The sequence below is a fragment of the Corynebacterium sp. NML130628 genome (genome assembly GCF_001875665.1).
In the GTDB taxonomy this organism is placed as follows: domain Bacteria; phylum Actinomycetota; class Actinomycetes; order Mycobacteriales; family Mycobacteriaceae; genus Corynebacterium.
In genome coordinates, this window is record NZ_MLAL01000013.1 from 1 (window position 1) to 15757 (window position 15757).

Consider the following 15757-nt stretch of genomic DNA (forward strand, 5'->3'; position numbering starts at 1 on the left):
CAAGAAGGAACCGTGGCGTAGTTTCGGGATAGTCACATCGACGGTGTTGACCCGTGTATCCAGTAGTCGGTGGCGGTAGCCGTTGCGGTGGTTGACGCGGTTGTCGCTGGTGGTGCCGTAGTCAGCGCTGCCGACAGTATCGTCTTGGGCAGATAGAATTTGGTTGATGAAATCACCGAGCATCTGACGCATCAGATCGGGTGATGCTTGAGTGAGTAGCTCTTCGAGATACGCGGTCGGGTCGATAGACTAAGGGCCAGCGGCCATTATCGGTGAAACTCCTTCTAGATCAGAGCCTCACGCACAAACTTCCTGACACCCTCACCGCGAAAGCCACTTGTGCGACTTCTTGCCCCGTGCAGCTGTCACGCCCAGGCCCGTTAGGTAGACACCTCTGAAACCGACAACACAGTGTCGGAGAAAGGTAACCTACCCTAATGCCACGGAAAACATATTCGGAGCAATTCAAGCGCGACGCCGTCGCCATGTACGAGAACACGCCAGAGGCCTCACTGAAAACCACGGCCGAAGACCTAGGCATCAACCGCGCCACACTACGTGCGTGGGTCCAACGACTCGGCACCGGTGCCAAAGCCCAATCCTTTCAAACAACAACCCCTGCCAACGAAGCAAAGATGCTGACGGACGCAGAACGACTTCGCCAGCTCGAACGCGAAAACGCCAAGCTCAGAGAAGAACGCGACATCTTGCGCAAGGCAGCGAAGTATTTCATGGAAGAGACAAACTGGTGATCCGCTTTAAGGTTTGTTGATGACCACCGCACCGAGTACTCGGTCAAGCGGATGTGCACGGTGCTCGATATCAACCGAAGCTCCTACTACAAGTGGAAAGCCACCAAGCCTAGGCGGCAACGCCGCCAGGTGGCCGATGCGCTTCTGGGAGTAAAAGTCAAGACGATCTTCGAGGAAAAAGACCAACTCTACGGTGCGAAACGCATCGCCGCTGAGCTGAACTACAGTGACAAATACCTCGATAATGATCCGGTAAACCACAAGCGTATCGCCCGGATTATGCGCTTGCTGCGGCTGCGTGGCTACACGAAAAAACGCAACGTCACCACCACGCGATCCGCCCGCAACCGGAAGGTGTTTGCCGACTTAGTCAAGCGTAACTTCACTGCACAAGCGCCTAATATGGTCCTTGTCGGCGATATCACCTACCTACCGGTTGCCGGTGGGGCGAATATGTATTTAGCAACGGTGATCGACTGTTACTCCCGACGTCTTGTAGGCTTCGCGATTGCCGATCACATGCGCACTGAGCTGGTAGAAGAAGCACTCGAGCATGCTCGTCGTAGTCGTGGAAGTCTTGCTGGGGCGATTTTTCACTCGGATCACGGCAGTGTATATACCTCGTCGCAGTTTCAGGCGACGTGTCGCCGCTTGCAGGTAACCCAGTCGATGGGTGCGGTTGGCACGAGTGCTGATAATTCGTTGGCGGAGTCGTTTAACGCGACGTTGAAGCGAGAAGTGCTCAAGGACAACAAAGTCTTTGCAAACCAGTTGATATGTCGCCGCGATGTCTTTGCGTGGTGCGTGCGTTACAACACCAGTCGGCGTCATTCTTGGTGCAAGTATTTGACTCCTTGCGAGTACGAATCTCGTTGCGCGTAGCGATACGCTAGAGTTGAACCCATTATTTGACCACCCCATGGTGTCTACTTTTCAGGGGTCGGCCCCGATGGCACGTGGCAACAGATGGAGGCCAACCGGCAAGATGCCGTCGAGCAAGCCCTTGCTGATGGGCTCATTACCGCGCGACCGAAAACACCGACTGGGTTGCCTGAGAAAGTCACGATTATCCGCACAACAAGCAAGACAGCGCCGACGCCGTGTGCTTTGATGATGCATTGCTAACCATGAAGCTGGACCACAACCACTTGACACAAAGCGCAAAAACAGGAATTTGGTGTCGCACGCACCAGCACAAGCACCAAATTCCCCCGCGCCCACCCAACGACCTGGGGAAATGCAAAACCCGCGCTCCAAAAAGCAGGAATTTGGTGCGCGGGAACCGGCCAGGCGGCGAAACCTAGGCGTCCCGCGCCTCGGTCAGCAGCACGCCGATGACCCACAGCGCCACGGCCCAGACGGCGAAGATGCCGAGGGAGGCGCTGAGTTCCCAGTGTTGGGTGGGTTGGTTCATCATGAAGGCGATGAGGTTGTTGAAGGGCAGGAACTTCGCAACGTCTTGGCCGTATTTGGGGATAAAGCCGACGATGGTTTCCAGGAGGAGCATCATGGACAGGCCGATGACGATGGCGGCGGAGGTGTTGCGGACGATCCAGCCGACGCCCTGGGTGAACAGGGTGAGCAGGGCCATGCCGAGCGGGATTGCCCAGAGGGCGCGCTGGGTGGCTGAATTGGTGGTCCAGCCTGCGGGGATGGCGGTGGTGAGATCGGCGAGGGTGAAGGCGACGACGACGGCCACCAAGGTCGCAACGACTACGCCGACCACGCCGACGCACAGTTTCGCGAGGGCGACTTGCCAGCGCTGGGGTGTGAGTCGGAAATTGGTGGCGGGGATGCCGAAGCGGTATTCGGTGGTGACGGTCATGGCAGCCTGAACGATGACGACGATCCCGATGGTCATGGAGACGGTCGAGACGACGGTCAGGGGTGTGTAGGGCATGCCGGAGGTGTTGGCGAGCCAGCCGAAGAGTGCACCGTAGATGCCGGCGACGATGATCATGGTGGCGCTGGTCCACCAGAAGGCGCGGGTGCTGCGGAGTTTGGTCCACTCGGAAAGTATGAGGTTCATGGTTACTTGCCTTCCTGGACTGTATGTTCGGAGCGGGATGCGAACTGTTCGGTGCCTTCGGTGGATTGGATGTAGGCGTCTTCGAGGGAGGCGTGGTGTTCGCTGAGTTCGGTGAGGATGACGCCGGCTTCGAAGGCGATGCGCCCGATGGTTTCGGGGGTGGCGTCGTTGATGGTGAGGTTGGGTCGGCCGTCGGCGTCGGTGCCTGGGCGGATGGTGGCGCCCGGCGCGCCTGCTTCCACGGCCGCCCGTAACGCCCCCAAGCCATCCTCCAAAGCGCGCACCACGACGCTTGAGCCGGAGTGGGCTTTGATGAAGTCGTGGACGGAGGTGTCGGCGACGAGTTTGCCTTTGCCGATCACGATGAGGTGGTCGGCGGTCTGCGCCATTTCGGCCAGGAGGTGGGAGGACACCAGGATGGTGCGGCCTTCCTGCGCGAGGGCGCGGAGGAGGGAGCGGACCCAGCGGATGCCTTCGGGGTCGAGGCCGTTGACGGGTTCGTCGAGGATGAGGTATTCGGGGTCGCCGAGGAGTGCTGCGGCGATGCCGAGGCGTTGGCCCATGCCGAGGGAGAACCCGCCAACCTTCTTGCCGGCCACGTCGGTGAGGCCGACGAGGGAGAGGACTTCGTCGACGCGGGAGGTGGGGAGCCCGGAGGCCTGCGCCTGCCAGAGGAGCGTCGCGCGGGCGGAGCGGTTGGGGTGGACTCCTTTGGCGTCGAGGAGCGCGCCGACTTTTTGGGCGGGGCGTTTGAGGTTGCGGTAGCTGGTGCCGTCGATAAGGCAGCTGCCTGACGTGGGCTTATCCAGGCCGACGATCATGCGCATGGTGGTGGATTTGCCGGCGCCGTTGGGGCCGAGGAATCCGGTGACAACTCCCGGTTTGACGCGGAAGCTGATGTCGTCGACGGCGCGGACGGGGCCGTAAGCCTTCGACAGGTTTTGGACTTCAATCATGCGAAACAGTATGCCTGAGAATGTCCGGCAGCGCTGCACGCAGGCCCGGGTGGAGGGCAAGTTCTTCCAAAGTTGTCAGGGGAACCCAACGCAGTTCGACGCTTTCTTCGTTGGCAGTGGTCGCCAGTGGGTGGCCGGCGCGTACGCGGGCGAGCACGGTGGTGTAGGTCCAGCCGCTGGGCGCGGGACCGGACGTCACTAATTCCTTGTCGACGTCCACTTCGCCCCCATCGATGCCGCATTCTTCTGCTGTCTCCCTGAGTGCCGCTTGGGAGGCTGTTTCGTGTGAGTCGCGGGCGCCGCCGGGGATGCCCCACGTGTCGCCTTGGGCGGTCCAGGGGGCGCGGTGTTGCATGAGTACGACGGGTTCGCCGTCGTGTGTGGCCTGCAGGAAGAGTCCTGCGGCGCCGTGTTTGCCCCACATTTTTTGTCCGTTGGGGCCTTCTACCCATCCGTTGCCGTCTCCTTGCATGTGTTCCACTGTAGGTCGTTTCCTAGAAATAGGCAGGGTGTGGTGGTTATGGTTGAGGAATGACAGTCACGACGCCACCGCCCAGCGACGCCTGGTTGGATGATCTTGCGCTGCATCCGCAGCAGCGCGCGTCGAGCGGGCCGATCCGTGCGCTGCGCAGGTTGGCGGATTTCGTGATGACGACGCCGGGCAAGATGCTGGCGATGATGCTGGTGCTGACGGTGGCGGTGGGTGCGATTGGGTTTGCGCAGAGCCAGTCGATGAGTAAGCGGCAGCACGCCTTGGACGTGCTGGTGCAGACCACGGAGCCGATGAGCCACTCCGCCCACGTGCTGCTGACGTCGCTGTCGCAGGCGGACACGGTGGCCACGACGGGCTTCGTGCAGCCGGGGTTGATGACGCCGGAGGAGGTGGAGGCGTATTTGGCATCGATAGATCAGGCGGTGATCGCTGCCAGCGACATTTACGAGGGCGCCTCCGAATTGACGCGGCCGGAGGACCAGGAGCGTATCCAGAACCTGGTGCGCTCCATCCAGCGCGACCTGCCGCTGTACGTCGCGTTTATGGAGCGCGCGAAGGTGAACCAGCGCATGGGCAACCCGGTGGGTGTGTCCTACATGTCTGAGGCGTCCAGCATGATACGCGAACGGATGATTACGTCGGCGAATACGTTGTTCGCGTTGACGCAGCGCCAGGTCGCGGTGGAGATGGTGCGCCTCAACGCGCCGCAGTGGGTGCCGCTTTCGGGCCTGGTTGCGGCGCTGCTGTTGCTGGCGGGCGCGCAGTGGTGGCTGTGGCGCACGTTCCGCCGCCGCTGGAACAAGGGGTTCGTGGCGGCCTCGGTGGCGATGGTGGTGGCGCTTGCGTGGGTTGCGGGTTCGAATTTTGTGTCGTGGCGCTCGGGGGTCGTCGGGTTTGAGCAGGCGGCCACGCCGTGGCGCCAGCTTACCGACGCCCGCATCCGCGCCCAGGAAACCCGCACCGACGAGACGATGGCGCTGCTGCGCCGCCAGTCCGTGGCGGAGTCGACGGAGTCCTTCGAGTCCACGTACAAGACGGTGGGCTCCGCGTTGGAGAGGGCGTCGGAGGCGCCGGAGGTGGCGTCGGCAAGAAGGGCGCTGGAGCAGTGGTCGCAGGCGCATAGCGAGCTGGTGGCGACGCTGGACGCCGGCCGTTTTGAGCGCGCCGTCGACGTGCTGATGGTCGATAGTCCCGACCACCCGAGCGCGTCCACCGCGTACACGGAGCTGGACGAGAACATGGTGGAGCTGATTGAGGCGTCGCGGACCGAGATGCGCAACTACATCCACACCTCCCTGGACGCAACACGGCTGGTGTCGACGGTGGTGGCACTGCTTTCGCTGCTGGCCGTGATCTGCATGTGGTTCGGGGTGCAACGCCGATTCAGGGAGTACGTATGATGCGCAAGGCTGGGTCGTTGGTGGTGGCGCTCGCGGTGGCGGCGGGCGCGGCGGGATGTGCTCCGAGGTCCTCCCTGGGGACGTTGGAGTCACCGCCGACGGGGACGGCGTCCACGGCGCACGAGGCGATCCCGCTGCCGCCCGGCGCGCTCCTGGACGGGGCGGGCAAGCAGCCCTCGGCGAAGTTTGTGCCGCACGGCCTGGACTGGGAGGGCTCGCTTCGCCCGCGCGAGACCACCCAGGACGAGCCAGGTGACCCGGCCCTGGAGCGGATCCGGCAGCGCGGCCGCCTGGTCGTGGGCGTGGAGCAGTCCCAGTACCTGCTGTCCTACCGCGATATGGTGCGCGGCCAGCTGCGCGGGTTTGAGGTCGAGCTGGCGCAGGAGATCGCCCGCGACCTGTTGGGGGACCCCGAGGCGGTGGACTTCCGCTTCGTGGACTCGGCTTCGCGTGCGGAGCTGCTGCAGAAGGGCCGTGTGGACGTTGTGATCAGGACGATGTCGATTACCCCGGAGCGGGCCGCCAAGGTGGCGTTCTCCACCCCGTACTTGAAGTCGCAGGTCAGGGTGCTGGCCCCGGACGATCGCGGCATCACAAGCATGGACGACCTGCCCGAGCGCACGGTGTGCGTCGTCGACGGCACCACCCTGCTCCACATCGTGCGCACCCTCGCGCCGCAGTCGCCGGTGCTGCGCACCCGCTCCTGGTCCGACTGCCTCATGGCCACCCAACAATTCCAGGCCGACGCCATCATCGCCGACGACGCCATCCTCGCCGGCATGATCGCCCAAGACCCCCACACCGACATCCTGCCGGACGCGCTGGCCACCCAGTACTACGCCGTCGGCATCCCGCTCGGCAACGATTCGGTGGTGCGCCAGGTCAACGCCACCATCGAACGCATCAGGGCCGACGGCACCTGGCGCCGCATGTTCCAGGAGTGGCTGTCGGATTCCACCACAGACCCCTACCCCCCACCGCTGATGTACCGGGAGGAACCCAATGAGCACGAATGACCCAGGCACCGAAGCCGTCGCCTTCGACCCCTTCGCCGACGACGACGATGACGACGACCTCTTCGAGTACGACGACTCCATGTCCGCCCTCCTCGAAGACCTGGAGACGCTGCGGAAGGAGAAACAGCAGGAAGACACCTCGCAACGCTCGCGGCGCCGCGCCCTCGACCGGTTCCGCGAGCTGCGCGGCACGAAGCGCGAGACCCGCACCGTCGCCGACGGCATGGTAGAACTCCCCTGGGTCCACCCCACCAACCCCAACGACGCCCTTCGCGACCCATCCACGTTCAACAACGTGCCCGCCCCCGCCCTGCAACCCGGCGACATGGTCGCCGAACAGTACGAAGTCCTCGGCACCATCGCACACGGCGGCATGGGCTGGATTTATCTTGCCGCCGACCACTTCGTCTCCGGGCGCAACGTCGTGCTCAAAGGGCTACACTCGGCCCGCAACAAGGACGAGGAAGCCGCCGCCGTCGCCGAACGCGAATTCCTCGCCGACATCACCCACCCCGGCATCGTAAAGATTTTCAACTTCATCGACGACCCGCGCGTGCCCGGCGGGTTCATCGTCATGGAGTACGTTGGTGGGCCGTCGATAAGCAGGTGCGAGGTTGACATCGCGATCGCCTACATCCTCGAAGTGCTGCCCGCACTCGACTACCTGCACTCACGCGGCGTCGTCTACAACGACCTCAAGCCCGACAACATCATCGTCACCGAAGACCAGGTCAAACTCATCGACCTCGGCGCCGTCTCAGGCATCGGCTCCTACGGCTTCATCTACGGCACCAAAGGCTACCAGGCCCCCGAAGTATCTATCGACGGCCCCTCCGTCCAATCCGACATCTACACCATCGGCCGCACCCTCGCCGCCCTCATCATCGACCTCCCCCACGACGCCGACATCCCCACCCCCACCACCGAACCCCTCTTCCGCCGCTACATCTCCCTCTACCGCCTCATCGCCCGCTGCTGCGCACCCAACCGCGACGACCGCTTCGAATCCGTCACCCAACTCGAAGCCCAACTCCTCGGCGTCCTACGCGAAGTACTCGCCATCCGCGACGGACGCACCTTCCCCGCCCAACACTCACTCTTCTCCCCACAACGACGCACCTTCGGCACCAAACACGTCGTCTTCCGCACCGACCAACTCCTCGACGGCATCACCCGCACCGTCACCATCACACCCCAAGAAGTCAACATCGCCCTCCCCATCCCACTTGTCGACGCCACCGACTCCGGCGCCGCCACCCTCCAAAGCACCACCTACTCCGAACCCTCCGAAACCCTCGCCGCGCTACGCCAAGCCCTCGCCGAAGACCGCCACCCCGACTCCATCGAAATCCCCTTCGCCGTCGCCCGCACCCTCCTCGACCTCGGCTTCACCACCCAAGCGCGCACCTGGCTTGACTCGCTTGACGTAAGGCTGCGGAAGAACTGGCGGTACCACTGGTACACCGGCATCACCAACCTACTCACCAGCAACTACACCGACGCCCAGGTCGCCTTCTCCCGCGTCCTCGAAATCCTCCCCGGCGAATCCGCCACCAAACTCGCACTCGCCGCCGTCGCCGAACTCCTCCTCCAAACCGCCGACCTCCACGACACCGCCCTGCTAGAACCACGCGTAGCCCGCGGCGCCGCCGGCATGGACCGCCACCTCGACGAACTCCCCAACTCCGTCTTCGAACACCTCCTTGACCGCGGGCTGCTCGCCCCCGACTGGTCCATGGTCACCACCAACCCCGCCATGCTCCGCTTCCACGCCACCCGCCTCTACGCCCTGGTCTGGAGCACCAACCCCACCACCGTCTCCTCCGCCTTCGGCCTCGCCCGCCAACTCATGCACGAACACCAACCCGAGCTCGCCGCCGCCGCCCTCGACCAAGTCCCAGTCGCATCCCGTCACAACCGACTCGCCCAACTCACCGCCATCCTCAGCCTCGTCACCGATCCCACCGAAGACCGCATCCGCAACGCCGCCCTACGCCTCCAACGCATCCCCAACACCGAACCCCGCTACCTCCAAATCAAAGTCTTCATCCTCCGCGCCGCCCTCAGCTACACCCTCGACGGCCACCAACCCGACCCCTCCCCCATCCTCGACACCCCATTTACCGCCCACGAACTCCAAAACGAACTCGCCCGAACCCTGCGCGCGCTTGCCCGAGTGGCGCCCTACCTCCAGCACCGCTTCGACCTGGTCGACATGGCCAACAAAATCCGACCCGTCACGTGGTTCTAGGGTTGGTTGGGGCTTGCTTGGGGGTTGCTCGGGTGCCGCGTGCACCAAATTCCTTGTTTTTCGCAAACGGGTTTCACATTTCCCCAGGTCACGTGGCTCGCGTGAAGGAATCTGGTGCGCACCCCACCCAGCCAGACACCACATTCCAGGAATTCGGGGAACACCCCCAACGTTTGCCCAGGTCGCAGGGTTTGAGGGAGGGAATTTGGTGTCACCCCCCAACGCGCCCCACCCAGCCCTGCACCACATTCACGCTCCGTACCCAACTGCCACCCACTAAGGGCGCCGAGATAAGCTTCGGGTGGATAGTCGCACTATGTCGCTTATCAAATATGTGAACCCAAAAATCGAGCGTCAACTCTGCAGTCACACGCCCCGGAGGCGGATCCACTTCTCCCGCACGCTATTTCGCTTTTGTTATCCCCCGCCTATCAATGCTATTAAAGTTCAGTCCAGTAGGGTTCGACGCAGATTTGATGTTGTCGTACCACTTCTGGCCCCAAGTTCTAGCAACATGTCGATCAATCCAGTTACGCAGCAGCACTTCAAAATGCTCAATATCCTCAAGGAACGCTTTACCCAGTTGGGCGTTCCAAAGGTATAGGTCCACAGGGTTTTCCGGTGCGAAAAGGTCTCCATGCGTGGAACAGAAAACCAACGCTCAAGGTCAGCGAGCGAAGCGGCGACTTCCGGGTTCTGACAGATTGACTCGCTCCTCGTGCAGGCACAGCACGAAGTGCATACGCCACCGCATTGACGTATCTGTTCAAACCCGATAGCCTCCACCAGCGAAGGCCCCAGGACGATCCCTGCATTAAGTTGCAAATCGCTGGGGTCATTGCTTTCCCCCTCTACCCGGCACCATATTCCAGGTTTTCGGCGGCCCAATTCGCGTTTCCCCAGGTCGCGGGATCCGCAAGAGGGAATGTGGTGCGCACCCCACCGCACCTCACCCAGCCAGACACCACATTCCAGGATTTCCCGAACGCACAGACGAATTCCCCCAGGTCACGAACTGGACCTGGGGGAATCTGGTGCACAATGGAAGCCGAAAAAGTTAGAACCCTCCCATGCCAACTGCGGCAGCGCCCAGAATACCGATCAAGGCGAGCAGGCCAACGACGATGCCGGCGATGGCGCCGCCGGACAGGCCGCCCGCTTCCCCGCCCTTGCCTGGGTTCTGCTGCTGGGCAGTCGAAGGAGCAGGACGCACAGTCGGCTCGCTGGGGCGCGAGGTGGTCGGCGAAGGGGCGTCGTAGGTGCCGCTTGGTGCGGCGTTCAGTGAGGTCACTGGCGCTTGGCCGGCGCGGCTCGGGATGACGGCGTTGGCTTGGGTTTCCAGTGGCTTCGTTGGGCGTGGCCCGGCGCCGCCTTCCTCCTTGCCGACGGTCTGCTCTGCCCTGCGGAGCAGGTCGGAGTTCTTCTTGCGGAGCTCCTTGATCAGCTTCGCGGTGTCTTCGCCGTTGTAGTTGAGGACGGAGAACTCGATGGTGTCGTCGGCGACAATGTCGTTGTCTTGGTTGAAGACGCGGAAGGTGACCGGCATGGTGGAGCCGCTGTAGCCGGCGGTGTTCGTAATGGGGACGCTGATGGGCAGTTTGGATTCGTCGCTGAGGGCGCCTTCGATGGTGTATTCCTGCTCGTATCGGCCGCCGGGGTAGGTGGCTTGGAGGCGGAATTTGTGGATGTCGATGCCCAGGTTGGCGATCTCCATGCTGACCTTGGAGTCGGTTCGGTTGGCGATGATCATGTTGTCGGCGCCTTCTTCGGTGCGGACGCGCAGGCCGGCCTTGCCGTTGTTGAATTCGGCGGAGTAGACCTCGAGTTCGCGGACGGTTGGTTCGTCGTTGGCATGCTCGTGCTCGTGGTCGTGGTCGTGGTCGTGGCCTGGGGTGCCGGTGGTGCCGTGGGCGCGGCCGATTTGCCCACCGATGAATGCGAGGTTGGGCCAGTCGGGTTCGATGTCGTAGTCACCGGTGTAGCACTGGACGGTCTTGCATGCTTCGGGCAGTTTGTTGAGTGGTTTTGATCGTTCGTTGGAGTATCGGAAGTCGGTGAACTGGTAGAGGTAGTTCATGACTGAGAGGTAGCCGGGCACGTAGTCGGAGATGGGTCGACTGGGGTCGGCGAGCGGCCCGGAGTGGGTGAGGCCAAGGTTGTGGCCGAATTCGTGCAGGATGGTGTTTCGCAGTTGGTCTTGCGAGGTCATCATGCGGTTCTTTGCGACGTAGAATGCGCCGTCCCCGATCAGTGCGTTTCCTGAGGAGAAGTTGCTTCGGGTTTGTTGGTCGCCGATGACGCCGACGCGGAAGACGGTTTGGCGTCCGTTGAGGAGGCGGTCGCGGTCTTCGAGCATTTTGATGCCGGGGACTTTGCCTTCGAAGTAGTAGGGCTGGAAGTCTTCGGTTGGGCCGCCTTGGGGGTTGGTGAGGCGCATGGGGTTGTAGTATTCGCCGGCGTCGATGTGCAGGTTGATGTTTTGTTCGGCGAAGGCGTCAACGAGGTCGTTAAGGGTTTGGCGGGATGGCCGGTACACGTTCGTGTTGGCTTCGGAGCAGTCGAGGAATTTGCGGAAGTCTTCCTCGGTGGGCGCGTATTTGCGCTGCTCGGAGCATTTTTTGGTTTCCCATTCGGATTTCATCCAGTTGAGTTGGAGGAAGAGGTCGACTTTTTTGGGGTCGGCTCCCCATTTGTTGAGTGGGAAGGGGTTGCCGTGTTCGTCGGTGAAGCCGTTTTCTTCCCATTCGTCGGGGAAGCCGTCGCCGTCGGTGTCGATGGTGCCTTGGGCGACGCCGAGGGTCATGGCGGTGGTGGCGCGCAGGGTGCCGTTGGCGGGTACGTGTTGTTCCCAGACGCCGGCGACGAAGTGGGCGTCGTCACTTGTGCCGCCGTTGATGGCGTCGTAGCGTTGTGGGCCTTTGCCTTTGCGGGTGGCGCCCATGAAGTCGACGTTGAGTTTGTAGCTGTTGCTGACGTCGACGTGGTAGCCGTCGCCGCGGGGGACGCCGGTGACGTTGAAGTCGCGGTCGATGATGCCGCTGGCCATTTCGACGCGCAGGTTGGCGTCTTGGCCTGTTGTGTTGCGCAGCGCGACGGTGACTTGGATGGAGTCGTTGCTGATGAGGAAGGTGCGGGTCATTTCGACGCCGGAGTTGGGGTCGGTGTGGCGCAGTACGACACGGTCGTGGTTGCCTACTGGGCGTGCTTCGACGACTTCGGTGGCGTTTCCGACGTAGTTCATGGGCGAGCCGTTGACGGCGCCGTCGATGTAGAAAGCGTTCTGCAAAAGACGCGTGGTGCTGCTTGGGTGGTTGAAGTACATCCAGGACACGCGCGCTTTGTTGACGTCGACGCGGAAGTTGCCGCCTTCGGAGTCTCGGTTGACGCCGATGGCGAAGCTACCTTTGGTGATTGCCGCGTCTGCGTGGGGTGCCACGACGAAGCCTGCGGCGACGCTGACGCCTGCGAGTATCGCTGCGATGCGTTGTTTGGTCGTTGTGCCGGTCACTGTCGTTGTCCTCTCAGCGCTGGTTGAAGATTGGGAATGCCATGAATGTGCGGAAGAAGTCGCGGTGTTCGTATAGGGAATAGCCTAGCCCGCCCAGGAATGCGAGGAGTCCGAGTACGAAGCCTGCAATGTTGAGCCCTGGTGGGAGCACACTACTTGTCGACGCCCACTCCGTCCCACCCTGTGGTTCTTTCACTACTTTGACTCGGAGGAGTCTGTCGGCTTGGGAGTTGTCAGCGAAGCTGACGACGACTGGGATTGGCACGATGCCAGGCTTCGCGCCTTCAGGTGGTGTGACGTTGAGTTCGCCGGTGGTTGGGTTGATGTTGAGTTTCCAGTCGGCGAGGCCTCTCGGCAGTTGGCCGAGGGCGAATGCGTTGTCGGCGGCACCGGCTGGCTTTGGCACCACGTAGGTGGTGGTTTTGCCGGGGTATACCTTGATGGTGTCGTTGAAGGCGGGGGTGGCTTCGGCCAAGGATGGCTTGCCATTGTTGGTCAGTACGGAGACTCTGGCGTTCGCGATGGTGCTGGAGCCGTCCGGGAAGGTGATGCGTACCGGGATTTCGCGCACGCCGGGGACTGCGTTCGGGCGGGCGCCGACGGTGAGGGCACCGGTGGCGGCGTCGATACGTGTGTCGAGGCCGCCGACTGGGTTGAGCAGCGAGTAGTGCGCGCCCTGCAGCGTTGGGCTGAGCGTGGTGGTTTCACCTGCGCGGACTTGGGTCGGCTCGTATACGTGGGAGACTGCACCGCCCATCGATTGCACGGCCGTGGCCTGCGCTTCGACGATCTTTTGGGAGCCGTCCCCGAAGGTGACCACGATCGGGATGATGACGCGGTCCCCTACCTGCGCGGTCGTTGGCGCCGCGACGGTGAGGGCACCGGTGGTGGCGTTAATGGCGGCTTTCCAGCCGTCTGCGGCGAAGTCTGCAGAAATGGCGTAGGTGGCGCCCTTCGGTGCGTCTTTCGGGTCGTGTGTGACGGCGTTCGCTCCGACGGCGACCCCCATTGGAGGCCAGGATGCCTGCTCACGGCGGGCTTCCGAGTCGCGAGCGACGTTGAGATGTACTACTTTCGAGCCGCCGTCGGGGAAGTTGATGCGCACGCCGAGGTCGTAGCTTTGACCGGGCTTGCTGTCTTTCGGCAGGCTGACTTTGATCTGGCCGGTTTTCTCGTCGACGTCGACGCGCAGGCCGGCAACGCCGCCGAGGGCTGCGGCGCCTTCTGGTTCGAAGGTGACGCCGGCAGGGATGTCGCCGGTGGGGGTGATCGTCACGGAACCGTCCTCGCCGACGACGGCGTCCTCGAAGTCCAGGTTGGACGTGTAGGCCTGTGGCTGCGCGTCACGCACGCCTAGCACGGCTACCACTGTTTTGTGGGAGCCATCCGAGTAGCGGGCCACCACTTCGACGTTGAGTGGTTTCGCGTCCTTGGCCGGGGCGGTTGCGGTGATGGTGCCGGTGGTGGCGTCGATAAACAGGTCCCAGCCCTTGTACTGGGAAGACTTGGTCGCGATCGCGAATTCGGGGTCGGAGGCCGGGTCGAAAGGTTCGGTCAGGTTCACCTTGATGGTTTCGCCCTCGAAGGCTTCGCGGCGCTCGTACTCGAACTTTTGTGTCTCGGCGAACTGTGGTGCCAACACGTGGAAGTTAGCGACGATGTCCTGCGTGCTGCCGTCCCCGTAAGTGACGGTGACGGGCACTTCGATGGTGCTGCCTTCCTCCGCGGTCAGCGCTGGGGAGAGTGTGATTTGGCCCGTGTGGTGGTTCAGCTTCACGCCTTCGAACTGCGTGCTAAACGACGCCTCCTTCGGCAACGGCTGACGCTCAAAGACCATGCCGTTGTAACCGAGGCGCGCGTACGGCGCAGGCGAGGTAGCGGAACCACCGGCGCGGACGTAGGTGTCCGCGTAGGAAGACTCGTAGCGTTCGGCATCCTTGGCGGCTGCGGTGACCTCGACAGTGATGGTGTCCTGTTCCCCCTGCTCGGTGCGCACCTTGGCGGTGTAGGTGCCCGGCTCCACATCGCGGGAGGGGGCCGCGTAGATGGCGCCGTTAGCGAAGACGGTAATCCAGTCCGGGGTGCCCGGCTCCGCGATGACGCGCACGCCTTGGGCGGCGCGGGTTGGGGTTGCACCGGTTTCCTCGCCTGCGCGGACGCTGATGGGGCCCCACTCGAATTGGTCCGGGGTTTCGGGTCCGGCTGGGTCGGAGGGATTGGCCGGGTTGCTTGGGCTGTCCGGCTCGGGAGCGTTCTCGTCCACGGTGAGCGTGAAAGAGCTTCGCTTGCGCTTGCCGTCCTCCGTGATCGTGTTTACGACTACCTCGGAGGTGCCTTCCTTCGTCGGGGTGCCGACGATTGCGCGCTGCTCACCGTCGTATTCCAGGCCGTCCGGCAAGCCTTCAACTTCCACGGAGGAGGCGCCCTCGACATCGAGCGGGATGTGCACGTCGCTGCCGGGGCGCACGGGCGGGACCTCGGAAGGGGCAACGTTGGATTCTTCGGGTTCCCCGAGTTCAGACGAGTCGGCGACGGTAATGGTGAAGGTTTCCTCGAGGATCTCGCTTGCGCCCGTGACGCGCACGGTCACGTCGAAGGTGCCGGTCTCCGTGGGGCGGCCGTTGATAAAGAAGTAGGTACCTATACCGCGGCGGGTTTGCGCGGAGGTCCCCAGGCCTGCTGGCAGGCCTTTTACCTCAAGCACCGCGTCGTCTGGCACGTTCCAGGCCATCACACGGCGTGGCAGGATCAGGTGGTCCTTCCAGTACTTTTGGTCCTTGATCGGTTCGAGTGTTGGGCCGTCAGCAAGGGTGACGTTGGCTTCGACCTGCTTTACGGAGTTGTCAGCAAAGGTGATGGTCACCGGCACTTTGAACGTGGTGGTTTCAATGTTTTCGTCGGCGGTGGCGTTGAGGGTGCCGTCGTCGGAAAACGTGAGGTGCCAGCCGGTGGGCGTCGAAAAGCCCTCCGAGAGTTCCCACTTCACGGGGGTGCCGATCTCGTTCCACACCGCGGTGAGCCAGTTGCGCTTCAGCTCCGGCTTCGAAGCGCCGACCTCACCAGGGGCGACGACGAGCTCTGGGAAGGTGACGTCCGTACGGCTCGCCTCGGTGCGTGGCGTCTTCCATGAGATGGACTCGGCGGGCGCCTCCTGCGCCGTGGCCGTCCCGGCCACCGCCGGAACCCCGCTGATCACTAACGATGCCCCAAGCGCGCAGGCTGCTACCGACACCCCACTACGCCGTTTCGCCCCTTTGCGTCCGCTCATGTTTCCCATCATCGTTCCTTCTTAAACCCGTCTGTAAATTGCTAAACGCTACCAAGTGTACTCACTGTGCAGACATTTGCGTTC

9 protein-coding genes and 1 pseudogene are annotated in these 15757 nt (G+C 62.8%); 4 read left to right on the top strand and 6 right to left on the bottom strand.

All coding sequences use genetic code 11. From position 1 onward, the window contains the following. The coding region (locus tag BJP07_RS02095) for a transposase (protein WP_255365901.1) at nt 1-246 on the bottom strand (246 nt) is incomplete at its 3' end. Nucleotides 247-437: 191 nt separating this feature from the next. On the opposite strand from BJP07_RS02095, the pseudogene BJP07_RS02105 reads away from it, so the two are divergent. Then, nucleotides 438-1634, top strand: a pseudogene (locus tag BJP07_RS02105) (IS3 family transposase). 418 nt (nt 1635-2052) lie between these two features. Here BJP07_RS02105 and BJP07_RS02110 read toward each other — a convergent pair. Genes BJP07_RS02110 through BJP07_RS02120 form a run of 3 tightly spaced genes read right to left on the bottom strand, consistent with a single transcriptional unit; the run spans nt 2053 to nt 4209 of the window. After that, on the bottom strand, nt 2053-2781 hold the full coding sequence (locus BJP07_RS02110; RefSeq protein ID WP_071565847.1) for an ABC transporter permease: 729 nt from the start codon (nt 2779-2781) through the stop codon (nt 2053-2055). A 2-nt stretch (nt 2782-2783) separates the two neighbouring features. Next, nucleotides 2784-3737, bottom strand: coding sequence for an ABC transporter ATP-binding protein (locus tag BJP07_RS02115; RefSeq protein ID WP_071565848.1), 954 nt, complete (start codon nt 3735-3737; stop codon nt 2784-2786). Next, nucleotides 3730-4209, bottom strand: coding sequence for an NUDIX domain-containing protein (locus tag BJP07_RS02120; RefSeq protein WP_071565865.1), 480 nt, complete (start codon nt 4207-4209; stop codon nt 3730-3732). The genes BJP07_RS02115 and BJP07_RS02120 overlap by 8 nt, the downstream gene beginning before the upstream one ends. Nucleotides 4210-4268: 59 nt before the next feature. Between BJP07_RS02120 and BJP07_RS02125 the strand changes: the two genes are divergently transcribed. From BJP07_RS02125 to BJP07_RS02135, 3 genes are read left to right on the top strand one after another with little or no spacing between them, the layout of a single operon-like run. Beyond that, the gene (locus BJP07_RS02125; protein ID WP_071565849.1) at nt 4269-5630 is read left to right on the top strand and encodes a hypothetical protein; all 1362 of its coding nucleotides are present in this window, start codon (nt 4269-4271) and stop codon (nt 5628-5630) included. Beyond that, nucleotides 5627-6646, top strand: a complete 1020-nt coding sequence (locus BJP07_RS02130) for a glutamate ABC transporter substrate-binding protein (protein WP_143109639.1) — start codon at nt 5627-5629, stop codon at nt 6644-6646. Before BJP07_RS02125 ends, BJP07_RS02130 begins: the two co-directional genes overlap by 4 nt. Then, entirely contained in the window at nt 6633-8897 is a 2265-nt protein-coding gene (locus tag BJP07_RS02135) for a serine/threonine protein kinase (RefSeq protein WP_071565850.1), read from the top strand. Before BJP07_RS02130 ends, BJP07_RS02135 begins: the two co-directional genes overlap by 14 nt. A gap of 1057 nt (nt 8898-9954) precedes the next feature. On the opposite strand, the gene BJP07_RS02140 is transcribed toward BJP07_RS02135, so the two are convergent. Both BJP07_RS02140 and BJP07_RS02145 read right to left on the bottom strand, forming a co-directional pair. Next, a complete protein-coding gene (locus BJP07_RS02140) occupies nt 9955-12405 on the bottom strand; it encodes a hypothetical protein (protein ID WP_071565851.1) in 2451 nt (816 codons plus the stop codon). Nucleotides 12406-12418: 13 nt separating this feature from the next. Next, on the bottom strand, nt 12419-15673 hold the full coding sequence (locus tag BJP07_RS02145; RefSeq protein WP_143109640.1) for a YPDG domain-containing protein: 3255 nt from the start codon (nt 15671-15673) through the stop codon (nt 12419-12421). Nucleotides 15674-15757 lie beyond the last annotated feature (84 nt).

Excerpts from the sequence above, each read along its gene's own strand:
- BJP07_RS02115 (WP_071565848.1), bottom strand. The coding sequence starts at position 3,737 with ATGATTGAAGTCCAAAACCTGTCGAAGGCTTACGGCCCCGTCCGCGCC.
- BJP07_RS02130 (WP_143109639.1), top strand. The coding sequence starts at position 5,627 with ATGATGCGCAAGGCTGGGTCGTTGGTGGTGGCGCTCGCGGTGGCGGCG.
- BJP07_RS02145 (WP_143109640.1), bottom strand. The coding sequence starts at position 15,673 with ATGAGCGGACGCAAAGGGGCGAAACGGCGTAGTGGGGTGTCGGTAGCA.
- BJP07_RS02120 (WP_071565865.1), bottom strand. The coding sequence starts at position 4,209 with ATGCAAGGAGACGGCAACGGATGGGTAGAAGGCCCCAACGGACAAAAA.
- BJP07_RS02135 (WP_071565850.1), top strand. The coding sequence starts at position 6,633 with ATGAGCACGAATGACCCAGGCACCGAAGCCGTCGCCTTCGACCCCTTC.
- BJP07_RS02110 (WP_071565847.1), bottom strand. The coding sequence starts at position 2,781 with ATGAACCTCATACTTTCCGAGTGGACCAAACTCCGCAGCACCCGCGCC.
- BJP07_RS02125 (WP_071565849.1), top strand. The coding sequence starts at position 4,269 with ATGACAGTCACGACGCCACCGCCCAGCGACGCCTGGTTGGATGATCTT.